At 67.9% G+C, this 15,517-nt stretch carries 14 protein-coding genes; 3 read left to right on the forward strand and 11 right to left on the reverse strand.

Going from position 1 to position 15,517, the window contains the following annotated elements; translation table 11 throughout:
• Positions 1–59: 59 nt before the first annotated feature.
• The 3 genes from KIT86_RS10460 to KIT86_RS10470 form a co-directional block, all read right to left on the reverse strand.
• A complete protein-coding gene (locus tag KIT86_RS10460; RefSeq protein ID WP_297398011.1) occupies positions 60–482 on the reverse strand; it encodes a universal stress protein in 423 nt (140 codons plus the stop codon).
• Positions 483–550: 68 nt separating this feature from the next.
• The gene (locus KIT86_RS10465) at positions 551–1,348 is read right to left on the reverse strand and encodes a metallophosphoesterase (RefSeq protein WP_297398013.1); all 798 of its coding nucleotides are present in this window, start codon (positions 1,346–1,348) and stop codon (positions 551–553) included.
• A 23-nt stretch (positions 1,349–1,371) separates the two neighbouring features.
• Complete coding sequence (locus tag KIT86_RS10470) at positions 1,372–2,379, reverse strand: LysR family transcriptional regulator (RefSeq protein ID WP_297398082.1); 1,008 nt, start codon at positions 2,377–2,379, stop codon at positions 1,372–1,374.
• Between the two features lie 105 nt (positions 2,380–2,484).
• Between KIT86_RS10470 and KIT86_RS10475 the strand changes: the two genes are divergently transcribed.
• Complete coding sequence (locus tag KIT86_RS10475) at positions 2,485–3,063, forward strand: hypothetical protein (protein ID WP_297398015.1); 579 nt, start codon at positions 2,485–2,487, stop codon at positions 3,061–3,063.
• 129 nt (positions 3,064–3,192) lie between these two features.
• Here KIT86_RS10475 and KIT86_RS10480 read toward each other — a convergent pair whose 3' ends face one another.
• From KIT86_RS10480 to KIT86_RS10500, 5 genes are all read right to left on the reverse strand, one after another.
• Positions 3,193–5,052, reverse strand: a complete 1,860-nt coding sequence (locus KIT86_RS10480) for a phosphoenolpyruvate carboxykinase (GTP) (RefSeq protein ID WP_297398017.1) — start codon at positions 5,050–5,052, stop codon at positions 3,193–3,195.
• A gap of 366 nt (positions 5,053–5,418) precedes the next feature.
• A complete protein-coding gene (locus KIT86_RS10485) occupies positions 5,419–5,562 on the reverse strand; it encodes a hypothetical protein (protein ID WP_297398019.1) in 144 nt (47 codons plus the stop codon).
• A gap of 60 nt (positions 5,563–5,622) precedes the next feature.
• Positions 5,623–6,051 (reverse strand): PaaI family thioesterase, encoded by a 429-nt coding sequence (locus tag KIT86_RS10490; protein WP_297398021.1) that lies wholly within the window; start codon positions 6,049–6,051, stop codon positions 5,623–5,625.
• A 3-nt stretch (positions 6,052–6,054) separates the two neighbouring features.
• Positions 6,055–7,515 carry a mechanosensitive ion channel gene (locus tag KIT86_RS10495; protein ID WP_297398023.1) on the reverse strand — a complete coding sequence of 487 codons (1,461 nt, stop codon included), beginning with the start codon at positions 7,513–7,515 and terminating at the stop codon, positions 6,055–6,057.
• 83 nt (positions 7,516–7,598) lie between these two features.
• Complete coding sequence (locus KIT86_RS10500; RefSeq protein ID WP_297398026.1) at positions 7,599–8,798, reverse strand: threonine ammonia-lyase; 1,200 nt, start codon at positions 8,796–8,798, stop codon at positions 7,599–7,601.
• 170 nt (positions 8,799–8,968) lie between these two features.
• Between KIT86_RS10500 and KIT86_RS10505 the strand changes: the two genes are divergently transcribed.
• On the forward strand, positions 8,969–11,374 hold the full coding sequence (locus KIT86_RS10505; protein WP_297398028.1) for an ATP-binding protein: 2,406 nt from the start codon (positions 8,969–8,971) through the stop codon (positions 11,372–11,374).
• 72 nt (positions 11,375–11,446) lie between these two features.
• Here KIT86_RS10505 and KIT86_RS10510 read toward each other — a convergent pair whose 3' ends face one another.
• The 3 genes from KIT86_RS10510 to KIT86_RS10520 form a co-directional block, all read right to left on the reverse strand.
• Positions 11,447–11,797 carry a hypothetical protein gene (locus tag KIT86_RS10510; protein WP_297398030.1) on the reverse strand — a complete coding sequence of 117 codons (351 nt, stop codon included), beginning with the start codon at positions 11,795–11,797 and terminating at the stop codon, positions 11,447–11,449.
• Positions 11,798–11,976: 179 nt separating this feature from the next.
• A complete protein-coding gene (gene recQ, locus KIT86_RS10515; RefSeq protein WP_297398032.1) occupies positions 11,977–13,887 on the reverse strand; it encodes a DNA helicase RecQ in 1,911 nt (636 codons plus the stop codon).
• Positions 13,888–13,892: 5 nt separating this feature from the next.
• Positions 13,893–14,312, reverse strand: a complete 420-nt coding sequence (locus KIT86_RS10520) for a rhodanese-like domain-containing protein (RefSeq protein WP_297398034.1) — start codon at positions 14,310–14,312, stop codon at positions 13,893–13,895.
• Positions 14,313–14,393: 81 nt separating this feature from the next.
• Between KIT86_RS10520 and KIT86_RS10525 the strand changes: the two genes are divergently transcribed.
• Positions 14,394–15,440, forward strand: a complete 1,047-nt coding sequence (locus tag KIT86_RS10525) for a homocysteine S-methyltransferase family protein (RefSeq protein ID WP_297398036.1) — start codon at positions 14,394–14,396, stop codon at positions 15,438–15,440.
• Positions 15,441–15,517: the final 77 nt, after the last annotated feature.

Consider the following 15,517-nt stretch of genomic DNA (forward strand, 5'->3'; position numbering starts at 1 on the left):
CCGCGCGCCCAAGAAAAAGGGCCGCATCGGCGGCCCTTGGTGCGAGCGTTCGGGAGGAATCAGCGCACCAGCAGCACGGGCACGCCGCAGTGCGCCAGCACCTGCGTGGCGACCGATCCCATCACCAGGTTGCCCAGCGCGCTGTGGCCATGCGAACCCATGATCAACAGGTCGAACTTGCCGCCTTCGGCCGCCTTGGAGATCTGTTCGCCGGGCGAGCCCACCTTGTGGATGGCCTTGGCATCGATGCCATGGCGCTTGAGGAACTTGGCCACCGTGCCGGTGACCTTGGCGGACTCTTCCTCGTAGTACTCGTTGGCGGCCGCAGCGCCCACGGCTGCGCGCGCGCGCGGTGGCAGCGGGGCCTGCACCGTGATCATCGAGAAGCTGTTGCTCGAGCCGAACATCTCGCCGTGCGTGGCCAGGTAGGCAAGCATTTTCTTGGTGTAGGCGCTGCCATCGACAGCCAGCAGAATCTTCATAGGTCTCTCCTTCTAGGTTGAATCAGTGCGCAGTGTATGTCCTCGCGGCAGGTGGACCTTGCGCTGCCTCAAACAGCGGCGGGGCTTGGCTGCCGCGGCACGTCGATCAGCTGGTGTGGCAGAAAGCCGTCCTGCTCGTTCTTCACCGCGTAGCCCAAGGGGTTGGCCACGATGCGGCAACGCCCGACCTGCACGTCGGTGGGGCAGTGCAGGTGACCGTGCAGCCAAAGGTCGGCCTGCGCCAGCCAGGCGTCCAGCCCGTTGCAGAAGCCGGCCGTGCCCGGGGTCAGGCCGTAGCGTGGGTCGGCGCTGTGCAGGGTGGGCGCAAAGTGGGTGACCACGACAGTGGGGCCGTCGAACGGCTCGGCCAGGGCACCGCGCAGCCAGTGCTGGCACTCCAGGGCCAGGGCGCGCATGGCCTCGGCGTCGAAAAGCCGGCCATCGCGCTGGCCCGCCATGCGGGCGAGGTAGTGGTTGGCGGCGCGGTAGGCTTTCTCGCGCTCGCCGAGCGCGTCGTAGTCGCTCCACAGGGTGGTCCCCACGAATCGCACCCCCTGCGTCAGGTGCGTCTCGCGTTCCAGCCAGATCAGCCCCAGGCGTTCGCAGGCGGCGCGCAGGCGATCGTGGGCCTCGTCGACGTCGAGCGCGTCGTATTCGTGGTTGCCCGGCACGAACAGCACCGGCACCGGCCAGTCGGCAAAGCGGCCCAGGCCCCAGTCGGGTTCGCTCATGGCGCTGCCGTCCCGGCGCAGTTGGTACGAACCCACATCGCCGGCCAGCACGAGCAGATCGGCGCCAGGTGCGGGTGCGGGGATGAATTCGGGGTTGGCTTCGAGGTGCAGGTCGCTGAGCAGCTGGAGTTTCATGCGCGCATTGTGGTCCAGCGTGCTCAGACCTTGGGCAGGCGGGGGCGTTGAGACGGCGGGGCGTTGGTGGGCGGGGCAGGGCGAAAGCCGATCTTGGCGGCACGCGCCACCGTTTCCCGCAACCAGCGGTGCGCGGCGTTCTGGGTGGCCTGGCGGTGCCACAGCGAGTCGACGTGCACGGCGGGCACCTGCAGTGGCAGGTCGCACAGGGCCAGCTCCTGCTCCATGCCGGTGGCCCCGACGAAATGGCGCGGCAGCACCGTGAGCAGGTCGGTGGTGGCCACCACCCGGCCGGCGGTGAAGAACTGGTTGACGGTGATCACCACACGGCGCTGGCGCGACACAGCCGCGAGAGCCTCGTCCACGAAGCCGAAGGGGCGTCCCGAAAAGCTCACCAGCATGTGTCGCGCATCGCAATAGCTGTCCAGGCTCAGCGGCCGGCCCGCCAGCGGGTGCCCCCGCCGCATGACCACCACGTACTCGCCGTCGTACAGGCGCTGGTGGTGGAAGTGCGGGTCGTTCTCCTGCAGGTGCATGGCGCCCAATTCGGCCAGCACGCCAGGAAAATGCCCGATCGCCAAATCCACGGTGCCCGACTCCAGCAGGCCGCGCGGGTCGCGTGTGGTCAGTGGCAGCACGCGCAGGTTCACGCCGGGCGCCTCGCTCTCCAGCAGGTCCATCAGCCCGGGGATGAGTTTGGCGGCGGTTGCGTCGGCCATGGCGAGCACGAAGGCGTTGCGCGCGCTCGACGGGTCGAAGGCGCCCGGGGCGAGCGACTCGCGCAGCATGTGCAAGGCATCGCGCACCGTGGGCCACAGGGCCAGCGCCACGGGCGTGGGCTCGACGCCGTAGCCCGAGCGGCGCACCAGCTCGTCGCCCAGCACCTCGCGCAGCCGGCGCAAGGCGTTGCTCACCGCCGGCTGCGTCATGGCCAGATTCTGGGCCGCGCGGGTGAGGCTGCGCTCGGTCATCACCTCGTCGAACACGCGCAGCAGGTTCAGGTCAAGGGTGCGGAAATTCAGGGCATTTATCACCTAAGTGAATATAAGACATCACAAAGATAAAGTGGATAAATACTAGGGCAAACCCTAATATTCGGCTGTCCAAAAGACATTTTTCTATTTCTGGAGTTCGCCATGAGCACATACGCATCCCTTCCTTCCGCCCCGCTGGGCCTGCGCCCGGCATCCACGCCCGCGCAAAAGGGTGTCGACGGCATTCAGCGCCGCAGCGACAGTGCGCGTGGTCTGTCCGTCATGCTGTTGGCCGCCGTCGTGGCCGCGATGGTGGTCGTCGCCGACCGCCTGATCAGCACCTGGGCCGATGGCCAGCTCTTCCTGGCCTGGGTCTTCCTGTGGGTGGTGGTCTTCGCCGGTATGGCGCTGTTCGCCGACACGGCCCGTTCGCTGGCCCGCCGCGCGGTGGTCGTGCTGGACGGCTGGTCGCAAGCCCTGGCCGAAGCGCGCGCCGAGACCCGCCTGTGGGAAATGGCCCGCATGGACCATCGCCTGATGAACGAGCTGATGGCCGCCCGCACCCGCGCCGCGGACGAGAGCGAAGCCGCAGCGCCGGTGGTGAAGGCGACGTCCTTCACCGACGCCCTGGCGCCGCTGGGCCTGCCGGAGGCGACCCAGAGCGTTGAGCAGCCCCAGATGGGTTACTGGGAACGCCTGGGCACCGCCCGCGCCCGCAACCGCCTGATGTACTACATCTGAGCGTTCCACGCGCCCATGAAAAAAGCCACCGGGTCCGGTGGCTTTTTTTTTGTCCTGGCCGGTGGGTCCTGGGCGCGCCGGTGAGCCGCAGATCGTGCGGGCCACCGGTGTGATCGAGTGCGGCCTGTCTCAGGCCGCCAGGCGCTTCTCGATCTGCGCTTTGGTCTCCTCGAGCTCCCGGGGCAAATGGTAGGCCAGCTGGGTGAACAACTCGGCGTGCAACTCGAGTTCCTTGGCCCAGGCGGCGCGGTCAATGTGGGTCACGGTGCGGAACTGGTCGGCTGTGAAATCCAGGCCTTCCCAGTGGATGTCTTCAAAACGAGGGCTCACGCCGAAGGCGTGTTCGATGCCGGCGCCGGCCTGGCCTTCGAGGCGGTCGATCATCCACTTGAGCACGCGCATGTTCTCGCCAAAGCCGGGCCACACAAACTTGCCGGCCTCGTCCTTGCGGAACCAGTTCACGCAGTAGATCGCCGGCAGCTTCGCGCCCTGGCTGGCCAGCTTGCCGCCCACATCGAGCCAGTGCTGGAAGTAGTCGCTCATGTTGTAGCCCGTGAAGGGCAGCATGGCGAACGGATCGCGGCGGACCACGCCTTGCGCACCAAAGGCGGCGGCGGTGGTTTCCGAGCCCATGGTGGCGGCCATGTAGACGCCTTCGGTCCAGTTGCGGGCCTCGGTCACCAGGGGCACGGTGGTGGAGCGGCGACCGCCGAAGATAAAGGCGTCGATCGCCACGCCCTTGGGGTCGTCCCAGGCCGGGTCAAGCGCGGGATTGTTGGTGGCGGCCACGGTGAAGCGCGCGTTCGGGTGGGCGGCCTTGGCACCGGTTTCCTTGGCAATCTGGGGCGTCCAGTCCTTGCCCTGCCAGTCGATGGCGTGGGCCGGGGCCTCGCGCATGCCTTCCCACCACACGTCGCCGTCGTCGGTCAGGGCGACGTTGGTGAAGATCACGTCCCGGTCCAGGCTGGCCATGCAGTTGGGGTTGGTCGCCGTGTTGGTGCCGGGCGCGACGCCGAAGTAACCGGCCTCGGGGTTGATGGCGTACAGGCGGCCGTCCTTGCCAGGCTTGATCCAGGCGATATCGTCGCCGATGGTCGTCACGCTCCAGCCCTCGAAGCCCTTGGGCGGGATCAGCATGGCGAAGTTGGTCTTGCCGCAGGCGCTGGGGAAGGCGGCGGCCACGTGGTACTTCTTGCCCTGGGGGTTGGTCACGCCCAGGATCAGCATGTGCTCGGCCAGCCAGCCCTGCTGGCGGCCCATGTTGGACGCGATGCGCAGCGCAAAGCACTTTTTGCCCAGCAGCGCGTTGCCGCCGTAGCCCGAGCCATAGCTCCAGATCTCGCGCGTCTCCGGGTAGTGGACGATGTACTTGGTGGTCGGGTTGCAAGGCCAGGCGGTCTTGTCGGTCTCGCCTTCGGCCAGCGGTGCGCCCACCGTGTGCACGCAGGGGACGAAATCGCCGTCGGCGCCGAGCACGTCGAACACGGCCTTGCCCATGCGGGTCATGAGCTTCATGTTGACCGCCACGTAGGCGCTGTCGGAGAGCTCGATGCCGATGTGGGCGATCGGGCTGCCCAGGGGGCCCATGCTGAAGGGCACCACGTACATGGTGCGGCCGCGCATGCAGCCGTCAAACAGCGGCTGCAGGGTCGCGCGCATCTCCGCCGGGGCTTTCCAGTTGTTGGTCGGGCCGGCGTCTTCCTGCTTTTCCGAGCAGATGAAGGTGCGGTCCTCCACGCGCGCAACGTCCGAGGGGTCGGAGCAGGCCAGGAAGCTGTTGGGCCGCTTGACCGGGTCGAGCTTCTTGAGCGTGCCGGCGTCCACCAGCTGCTGGCACAGGCGGGCGTACTCCTCCTCGCTGCCGTCGCACCAGTAGATGCTGTCGGGCTTGCACAGGGCAGCCATGTCGGCGACCCAGGCGATGAGCCGGGCGTTCTTTACATAGGAGGGGGTGTTGAGGGCCAGGCCCTGCATCACGGGTGAGTTCATGGAGTCGCTCCAGAAGTTTGTAAACCGGCATGCCTCAGAGACACCGACAGCCGCGGGCGTCATGCAGATGACGGGGCGGCTGTCCAGGGGATCCCTTCGGCAAAAAAGGGCGGTCGGCGCGTGGGGCTGCGTTGCGGATGGCGGGGCAGCAGGGGGAGATGAAACCCGGGTCGGTGGATCCGGACTTGATCAGCGTGTCGGCCAATGCCCCGATTTTAAGAAAGCACTCGCGCCGTTACGAGGCGGTTACATGCAAAACCCGCATAACGTGATGCATTAAACGGTTGGGCCTGGGGCGGGGGCAGCAACCAAAAGAAAGGCCGAAGGCCCCGTCGGGGCGTTCGGCCTGGCGGAACCGGCGCGGGTTCAGGCCATGTAGATCGCGATGAAGGCCAGCAGGAACATCAGCACGCCACCGGCGACGGGCAGCACGACGGGCATGTAGGGAACGATGGACTCCACCATGTCCTGGGATGGCTCGCTGGGGGTGTTGTGGTTGTGGCTGGACATGTGACGCTCCGTCAAAGGGTTCAAGACTGCCGGCATTTTAAGGGATGCGGCCTGGCCGGCTCAGAGCAGGGCGTAGGTCGTGCTGGCGCGGCACACACTCTTGCCGTCGCTGGCGCCGCTGATGTCGATCTCGCCGAACACCAGGTTCTTGCCCGCGCGCACCACGCGTGCGGTGATGCGCGCGTCCTGCCCCGACAGCGGCTTGAGGAAGCTGGTGTTGAGCTGCACCGTGGTCATGGGCCGGCGGGTGCCGAGCTGGGTGACGATGGCCAGCACCATGGCGGTGTCGGCGGCCGACATCATGGCCTGGCCGCACAGCATGCCGCCCACGCGCGAGAGCTGGTCGCTCTGTGGCAGGCGCAGGGTGACCTCGCCGTCGGCGAAGGACTCGACCCGCAGGCCCATGGCCTGGATCCAGGGCGCGAACCAGTCGCTCAGCAGGCCTTGGAGCCGTTCGATGGTGATGGGGGTCTCGGGGTTCTGCGTCATGGGTCAGTCCTCGCGGCGGAATTTGGTGAGCCAGTGGTCCATCAGCTTGCCGGCCGCCTCGCGCCCGCCCAGGCCGAAGGACAGGGCCACGGCCACGGCCACCGCGCCCAGGGTGAGGCCGAAGGCCAGGTTGACGATGTCGTCGGCGATGCCCATGGCGCGCAGGCCCATGGCGATCACCAGCGCCAGGATGGCAAAGCGCCCGATGCGCGCCAAGCCCTTCGTGCCGGGGCCGCTGGCGCGGTCGATCGCGTCGTAGGCCAGGTTGGCCAGCCAGAAGCCGATCACCAGGATGGCCGAGCCCAGCAGGATGTCGCCACCGAAGCGGATGAAGCTGGCGACGATGCCGCTGACCTGCGTGAATCCGAGCTGCGCGGCTGCCTCCACCGTGGCGAACAGCATGGCGAAGAACAACACCACCCGACCCACGGCGGTGGAGGCGCTGGTGGTCTCGAAGGCATGGGCCATGTTCACGCGCGCCGGCAGGGTATCGAAGCCCAGCGTGGCCAGCAGCGTGGCCACCAGTTTGCTGGCGAACGACGCCACCAGCCAGGTGACCACCAGGATCAGCGCCGCGGCGATCAGGTTGGGCACGGCCTGCAACAAGGTGTTGAGCATGTCGGTCGCCGGGCGCGAGATGGCCTCGATCTTGAGCGCGTCGAGCGCGGCGATCAGCGATGGCAGGAACACCGCCACGAACACCAGCATGCCGATCACCCGCGAGAGCTGCACCGTGTCGGCCAGCCCGGCGCGGTTGCCCAGCCGGTCCACGCCGGCGGTGCGGCTCAGGTGGGTGGTGAGGTTGCGCAGCACGGTGGCCACGATCCAGCCCACGCCGCCGATCACGAACGCGGCCACCGCGTTGGGCAGCATGTCCAGGGTCTTGGTAACCATGGCGCGCAGGGGTTCGAGCAGACCGTCCATCTGCAGCGCACCCAGGATGGCCGGCACGAACAGCAGGATCACGAGCCAGAACAGCGCGCCAGCCAGGCTGTCGCTGATGGGCGCCATGTCGGCGTGTTCGGAGAGCTTTTCGTCGAGCGTGGTCTTGTCCAGCACCTTCTGCGCCAGCGCGCGCACCACGCCGGCGACCAGCCAGGCCACCAGCGCGAGCAAGAGGCCGCCGAGCAGTCGCGGCGCGTACTCAAAGAGCTGGGTGGTGAAGACCGAGAACGGGCCGGAGACGATGGCGAGGTTCAGCGAGTTGAACACCGCCACCAGGGTCAGCAGGATCACGATCCAGAACAGCGCGAGGGCCACCGCGCCTTCGATGTCCACGTGTGTGTTGGTCAGTTTGCCGAAGCGGTGATTCACGCCCACGAAGCCCAGGCTCTTGCGCGTGGCCGCGCGCACCAGCACCGCGATCAACCAGCCAAGAATGAAGATGGCCAGCGCGCCGAGCAGCTGAGGGATGTGGGTCCCCAGCGTGCTTTGCAGCGAGTTCCACAGCGTGTTGGTGTCCATGCCCTACCTCCTGTTCGCATTGGCCGTCGAGCGGCCGATGATGCCGGAGCCCTTGCCGCAGCGTCAACCGGGCGGCGCGCGAGTCAGAGCAGGGTGGTGTCGAAGCCCGCTTCGCGCAGGCGCTCGATGACCTGGTCGACGTGCTCGCGCCCGCGGGTCTGCAGCACGAGTTCGATGGCGACGTTCTGCGCCGCCAGCAGGGTGAAGGCGCGCTGGTGATGCACTTCGTCGATGTTGGCGCCAGCGTCGGCCACGGTCGCCGTGATGCGCGCCAGGTTGCCCGGCACGTCGCGCGCATTGACCTGGATGCGTGCCAGGCGGCCTGCGCGCACCATCCCGCGTTCGATGATGGAGGCCAGCAGCATCGGGTCGATGTTGCCGCCGCACAGCACCAGGCCCACGCGCTTGCCCGCGAAGCGCGCGGGATGCTTGATGAGCGCGGCCAGGCCGGCCGCGCCGGCGCCCTCCACCAGCGTCTTCTCGATCTCCAGCAGCATCACGATGGCCTGTTCGATGTCGCCCTCGTCGACCAGCAGCAGGTCGTCCACCCGCTGGCGGATGATGGCCTCGGTGATCACCCCCGGCGTGCCCACCGCGATGCCTTCGGCGATCGTGCTCGTGCCCTGCGGCAGGTGGGTGCCCTTGATGGCGTTGACCATCGCGGGAAAGCGCTCGGTCTGTACGCCCACGATCTCGATGTCGGGCCGGATGGCCTTGGCCGCCGTGGCGATGCCTGCGATCAGGCCGCCACCGCCGATGGCGATCACCAGCGTGTCCAGGTCGGGCTGCTCGCGCAGCATCTCCAGCGCCACCGTGCCCTGGCCGGCGACGATCGCTTCGTCGTCGTACGGGTGCACGAACACCAGTCCCTGCTGCTGCGCCAGTTCACGGGCGTGGGCGCGCGAAGCGTCCAGCGTGTCGCCGTGCAGCACCACCTCGGCGCCGAAGCCGCGCGTGCGCTCCACCTTCACGCCCGGCGTGAAGCGCGGCATGACGATCACCGCGCGTATCCCCAGCCGGTGGGCGTGGTACGCCACGCCCTGGGCGTGGTTGCCTGCGCTCATGGCCACCACGCCGCGCGAGCGTTCCTCGGGCGTGAGCTGCGCGAGCTTGTTGCAGGCGCCGCGTTCCTTGAACGAGGCCGTGTATTGCAGGTTCTCGAATTTCAGGAACACCTGACAGCCGGTGAGCTGGGAGATGGTGCGCGATTCGACGAAGGGCGTGTCGAGCACCTGGCCGGCCAGGCGACCAGCGGCGGTCTGGATGTCGTGTAGTTGCAGCATGGCGCGATTGTGTACCCACCGTGACGCTGTGGCGCCAGGCCAAAGCCTGACAAATTGCTCAGACCGTTCGTATCACTCTCTTCCATGATTCATCAAGCTGGGTTATGGTCCGCTGAAATGTCGGCTCCCCTGGCATGGCGTCATGGGAAGGCATTCCTGGAGGTGTCTGGATGACCAAGCGCTCGCTGCAGTCCGCTGCATCGGCGGCCCGCACCGTAATCGATGCACGCGATGGCCGTGCCCCTGTGGCGGGCGAGGGGCGCGTTTTTGTGCCCCATGGCCTGCGCCAGGCGCCCGTGCTCGATCTCATGTGCTCGCATTTCGTGCTCACCCTGGCCGCGCGCCAGGGCCCGCGCTTCAACGTGCGGCGCGATCTCAACACCCTGCTCTCGCTTGCCGGCCGCCACCTGGTGTGGCCCCACACCGTGCTGCTGCGCCTGCGCGAGTTCCTGCAGCGCCGCTGCAAGGACAACGAACTCTGGAGCGGCCACGATGGCCTGACCATCAACGCCTTCATGGAGCGCTACGGGGTGTGGCGAGGCCCGTACGAAGAAGGTACGCTGTTCTTCTACCTGGATGAATACGCCAAGGAGTCGCCCAAAGACCTGCTGTCGGTGCTGGCGGTCACGGGCGACTGGCTCAGCCACTCGCTCAAGAAGCAGTCCACGCTGGTGGAGAAGAACATCGACGCGCTGGCCAGCCTGCTGCAGCTCAACCGCGCCGAGCGCGCACTGCTGCTGTACGGCACGCTCGCGCGCTACCAGCGCGACCTGCGCTCCATCCTGGTCGAGTTCAAGGTGAACAACGCGCCCGAGGCCTACGCGGCCATCGCCGACGTGGCGGGCGTCAAGGCCAGCGAGGTCGGTGAGGCGCTGCGCGCGGGTTCGCGCCTGGAGCGCATTGGCATGGTGGAGAACCTGATCTCCGAGCACAACATCACCGACCTGGCCGACCTGATGAAGGTCAGCGAGAAGCTGCCGCCCGTGCTCATGCGCGAGTACCGCACGCAAAGCGAACTCATGGCCGTGTTCACCCGGCCGGCCGCGCGCTCCGCGCTCACCGCGAAGGATTTTGATTACGTGGGCGAAGACGTGCGCCTGCTCTGCGGCCTGCTGCGCGAGGCGGTGGCGCGCAAGGAGCCGGGCGTGAACGTGCTGATGTACGGCCCACCCGGCACGGGCAAGACCGAGCTCGCGCGCGTGGTGGCGCAGGCCGCGGGGCTGGAGCTTTTCGAGGTGGAGTACGCCGACCGCGACGGCAACGCGCTCTCCGGCCGCGACCGCTACCGCTCGCTGCAGATCGCGCAGGTCTTTCTCAAAGGCACCGCGCACTCGGCGCTGCTGTTCGACGAAGTGGAAGACGTGTTCCCGCCGATCTCCAGCGAAGCGGCGCAGATCATGGCGCGCGCCGAGCATGTGGCGGCCGCGCACACCGGCAGCGTCAGCGGCAAGGCCTGGGTCAACCAGATCCTGGAGACCAACGCGGTGCCCACGCTGTGGGTGACCAACCGCATCGAGCAGATCGACCCGGCCTTCCGCCGCCGTTTCGCCTACCACCTCGAACTCAAGAGCCCGCCGCCCGGCGCGCGCGAGCAGCTGGTGCGCAAGACGCTGGAAGGCGCGCCGGTGTCCGACGCCCTGGTCGCGCGCCTGACCGAGCGCAAGGGGCTGACGCCGGCGCAGATCCGCACCGCGCTGCGTTTCGCGCAACTCGCCGGCCACCCCGCGCCCCGGCGCGGCGCCAAGGCCCGGGTGGCCGAGACGACCGCGCCCGTGCTCGACGAACTGATCGAGCGCCAGCTCAAGAACGCCGACCTGGCCCTGGGCCGCAAGCCCGACCTGGTGCAGCGACCCGGCGCCACGCAGTACAGCCTGGACATGCTCAACGTCGAATCGCGCTACGAGCTGCCGCGCGTGATCGCCGCGCTCAAGGCCAGAGGCCATGGCTGCCTGTGTTTCCACGGTGCGCCCGGCACCGGCAAGACCGCCCTGGCCGAGCACATGGCGCAGCAGCTCGACCGCCCGTTGATGATCCGCCGGGCAAGCGACCTGGTGAGCAAGTTCGTGGGCGAAACAGAGCAGCAGATGGCCGCCATGTTCCGCGAGGCCGAGGCCGAGAAGGCGGTGCTGCTGCTCGATGAGGCCGACAGCTTCCTGCAGGACCGGCGCGGTGCGCAGCGCACCTACGAGGTCACCGAGGTCAACGAGATGCTGCAGGGCATGGAGCGCTTTGCCGGCATCTTCATCTGCACCACCAACCTGATGGAGAGCATCGACCAGGCGGCGCTGCGTCGCTTCACCTTCAAGATCCGCTTCAAGCCCCTCACGCCGAGCCAGCGCGAGACCATGTTCGTGGTGGAAGCCCTGGGGGGCGACGCCTCGCGCCTGAGCCTCGAGCTGGCCAAGCGGCTGGCGAAGCTGGAGCAACTCTGCCCCGGCGACTTCGCCGCCGTGAAGCGGCAGGTGGAGATCCTGGCAGAGGCCCTGGCGCCCGAGGAGTTCATGGCCCAGCTGGAGGCCGAGCACCGCATCAAGCCCGAGGTGCGGGAGGCGCGCCCGATGGGATTCACGCACTGAGCGCCGAGGGCGCCAAAAACGAAAGCCACCGCAAGGTGGCTTTTGTTTGTCCAGGGCAGCGCGGGGGGACCGTCAGTGCAGCAAGGCCATCGGGCCGCTGGGCAGGTCGTCGGCCGAGTATTCGGGGTGGTTGGAGACGAAAAAGCGCAACTTCTGGTCAAGCCGTGCCACGCGGCTGCTGGCCACGCTTTCGCAATGGTGCTTGGAGATCAGGCTGAACAGCTTGCTGCGCAGGAACCAGAGGTCCTTGGGCGTCTGGCAGGACATCAGCGCGGCGTGCACGCGTTGGCGCACCGGGTCCTTGATGTCGGCCATGGCTTCGTGAAACTCGTCAACGAGGAAATCCAGTTCCAGCACCTGGGTGTCGTGGTACTGGGGCTGTACCGGCCGGGATTTGCCAAACCATGGCAACCTGAAAAACATGGCGCGCTCCGTTTTCGTGGGTCTCAGTCCGGCGGACAAGAAGTCCTCCGGCTACACCAGGAACATCGGCGCGCCAGGGGCAAGCTTGAGCGGCAGCGGGGTCCGACAGACGGTGCGCCGACAGGCGGTTGGGCGCCTACAACCTAGGTATCAAAGGCCTGCCACAGGCCTGGCCGGCATCACACAAAAGCACTCACGACCCGGAGCACGTCCGAGCCGTAGGCCTCGCGTTTTTTCTGGCCGATGCCGGCAATGCCGTCCAGATCCGCGAGGGTTTCGGGCTTGCGGCCCGCGATCGCGCGCAAGGTGGCGTCGTGAAAGATCACGAAGGCCGGCAGGTTGTGTTCGCGCGCCACGCCCGCGCGCCAGGCCTTGAGGGCCTCCAGACACTCGCGTTCGGACAGGCTCAGCGGCACGCCATCGTCCTTGGCGGTGGCGCGCGAGGCGCGTTGCCGGCCTGCGCGCGCCGAGCTGGCGGCCTTGTCCGCCAGCGACTTGAGCCACACCGGTTTCTGGCCCTTGAGAATGTCGCGCGCCGCGTCGGCCAGGTGCAGGGTGTTGTAGGGTGCGTCGTGCACCTGCACCGCCTCGCGGGCGATCAGCTGGCGCAGCAGCGCGCGCCACTGCGTTTCGGAGAGGTCGGCGCCGATGCCGAAGGTGGACAGCTTCTCGTGGCCGTACTGCTTGACCTTGTCGGTCGCCTTGCCGCGCAGGATGTCCATGATGTGGCCGGCACCAAACGCGGTGCCACTGGCCTGCTGCACGCGGTAGATGCACGAGAGCAGCTTGCGCGCCGATTCGGTCGCGTCGTGCAGTTCGGGCGGCGTGAGGCAGTTGTCGCAGTTGCCGCAGGGCTGGCTGGCTTCCCCGAAGTACGACAGCAGGCGCACGCGCCGGCAGTCGCTCGCCTCGGCGAGCGTGAGCAGGGCGTCGAGCTTGCCGCGCAGCACCTGCTTGAACTCATCGGCCGCGGGGCTCTCGTCGATCATGCGGCGCTGGTTCACCACGTCCTGCAGGCCGTAGGCCATCCAGGCGTTCGCGGGCTCGCCGTCGCGGCCCGCGCGGCCGGTCTCCTGGTAATAGCCCTCGATGTTCTTGGGCATGTCCAGGTGGGCGACGAAGCGCACGTCGGGCTTGTCGATGCCCATGCCAAAGGCGATCGTCGCCACCATGATCAGGCCGTCCTCCCGCAGGAAGCGGTCCTGGTGGCGCTGGCGCACGGCCGCGTCCAGGCCTGCGTGGTACGGCAGCGCGTTGAAGCCTGCCTCGCACAGCATCGCGGCCACTTCCTCGACGCGGCGGCGCGACTGGCAGTAGACGATGCCCGCGTCGTGGCCGTCGGCGCCGGTGTGCTCGTCGCGGATGAAGCGCTGCAGCTGCGTGGTGGCGTCTTTCTTCTCCACCAGCTGGTAGCGGATGTTGGGCCGGTCGAAACTGCTGATGAAGGTGCGCGCTTCCTGCAGCTGCAGGCGCTCGACGATGTCGGCGCGCGTGAGGTCGTCGGCGGTGGCCGTCAGGGCCACCCGCGGCACCCCGGCATAGCGCTCGTGCAGCACCACCAGGGCGCGGTACTCCGGGCGGAAGTCGTGGCCCCACTGGCTCACGCAGTGCGCCTCGTCGATCGCGAACAGGCTGAGCTTGCCGCGCTCGTGCAGCGAGTCGAGCAGGGCCAGGAAACGTGGTGTGGTCAGGCGCTCGGGCGCCGCGTAGAGCAGGGTGAGCTCGCCGCGCAGCATCTGCTTCTCGACCTGCTGCGCGTCTTCCAGCGACAGGCTGGAGTTGAGAAAGGCCGCGGCCACGCCAGCTTCGATCAGCGCGCCCACCTGGTCGTGCATGAGCGCGATCAGCGGCGAGACCACCACGGTCAGTCCCTGGCCGGTGCGCTCGCGCACGATGGCCGGTACCTGGTAACACAGCGACTTGCCGCCGCCCGTGGGCATGAGCACCAGCGCGTCGCCGCCAGCGCCCACGTGGGAGACGATCTCGGCCTGCGGGCCCCGGAAGGCGTCGTAGCCGAAGACCTCGTGCAGCACGCCGAGGCTGGTTTCCAGGATTTCGCTGCCGGGGGCGATGTCGATGGCTTCGGTCATCCGCTTTACATCTGCTCCCAGGGCAGGCCGTCGTGGCGCCAGCCGTTGAGGCTGGAGCGCTTGAAGTCGTCGTTGAGCTCGCCCTCGAAGCCGTGCACCACGTGAGCCACATCGCTGAAGCCGGCGGCCTCCAGGGCCTGGCCCGCGTCCAGCGTGCGTTTGCCGCTGCGGCAGATCAGCAGGATCGGGCGCTGCTTGCTGCCGGCTTCCTGCTCCACCGCCGAGGCGAAGCGCTGCGGATCGGGCGTGAGGTCGGGGTATTCGTACCAGGGGATGTTCTCCACGCCGGGCGGGCGGCCCACGTAGAGCGACTCGATCTCCATGCGCACGTCGACAAACAGTGGGGGCTCGTCGCCACGGGCCGCGCGCTGCTCGCGTTCGGCCTGCAGCCAGGCCCAGGCCTGCTGGGGCGTGAGGTGTTTCATGCCGGGTATTGTCGGGGAATTCCAAGGGCCGACCGGATGGCCGGGTGCCCCGGGCGTGGGAGGCTACCTACAATCCAGGGCATGAACGCTCCTGCCTACACCCGCGCCCAGGCGCTGCCCGAGATCCTGAAGCAACGCATTGCCATCCTCGACGGCGCCATGGGCACCATGATCCAGCGCTTCAAGCTGGGCGAGGCCGAGTACCGGGGCGAGCGTTTCAAAGACTTCCACAAGGACGTCAAGGGCAACAACGAGTTGCTCAGCCTCACGCGCCCGGACGTGATCCGCGACATCCACGAAGGCTACCTCGCCGCCGGCGCCGACCTGATCGAGACCAACACCTTCGGCGCCACCACGATCGCGCAGGACGACTACGAGATGGGCCACCTCGCGCGCGAGATGAACCTGGCCTCGGCCCGCCTCGCCCGCGAGGCCTGCGACAAGTTCAGCACCCCCGACAAACCGCGTTTCGTGGCGGGTGCCCTGGGCCCCACGCCCAAGACCGCGAGCATCAGCCCCGACGTGAACGATGCCGGCGCGCGCAACATCACCTTCGAGCAGCTGCGCGCGGCCTACCTGGAGCAGATCGAGGCCCTGGTCGAGGGCGGAGCCGACGTGCTGCTGGTCGAGACCATCTTCGACACGCTCAACGCCAAGGCCGCGCTGTTCGCGGTGGACGAGTTCTTCGAGCAGTCGGGCCAGCGCCTGCCGCTCATCATCAGCGGCACCGTGACCGATGCCTCCGGCCGCATCCTCAGCGGCCAGACCGTGACCGCTTTCTGGGCCAGCGTGCGCCACCTGCAGCCGCTGGCCGTGGGCCTGAACTGCGCGCTGGGCGCGGCGCTGATGCGCCCCTATATCCAGGAGCTGGCCAAGGCCGCGGGCGACACCTTCATCAGCTGCTATCCGAACGCCGGCCTGCCCAACCCCATGAGCGACACCGGCTTTGACGAAACGCCGGCCGACACCAGCCGCCTGCTGCGCGAATTCGCGGCCGAAGGCCTGGTCAACATCGTGGGCGGCTGCTGCGGCACCACGCCGCAGCACATCGAGGCGATCCGCCTGAGCGTGGAGCCCCTGGCGCCGCGCGGCGTGCGGCGCGACTTCTTCTACAAGGAAGCGGCCTGAAATCCCCCGGCGGCGTGGGGTTTCTGGGCCTCGCACACAATCGGCGTTCCCTTCAAGGGGAGTAGTCAGCTCACCAC

Source organism: Hydrogenophaga sp. (genome assembly GCF_026125825.1).
GTDB lineage: Bacteria > Pseudomonadota > Gammaproteobacteria > Burkholderiales > Burkholderiaceae_C > Hydrogenophaga.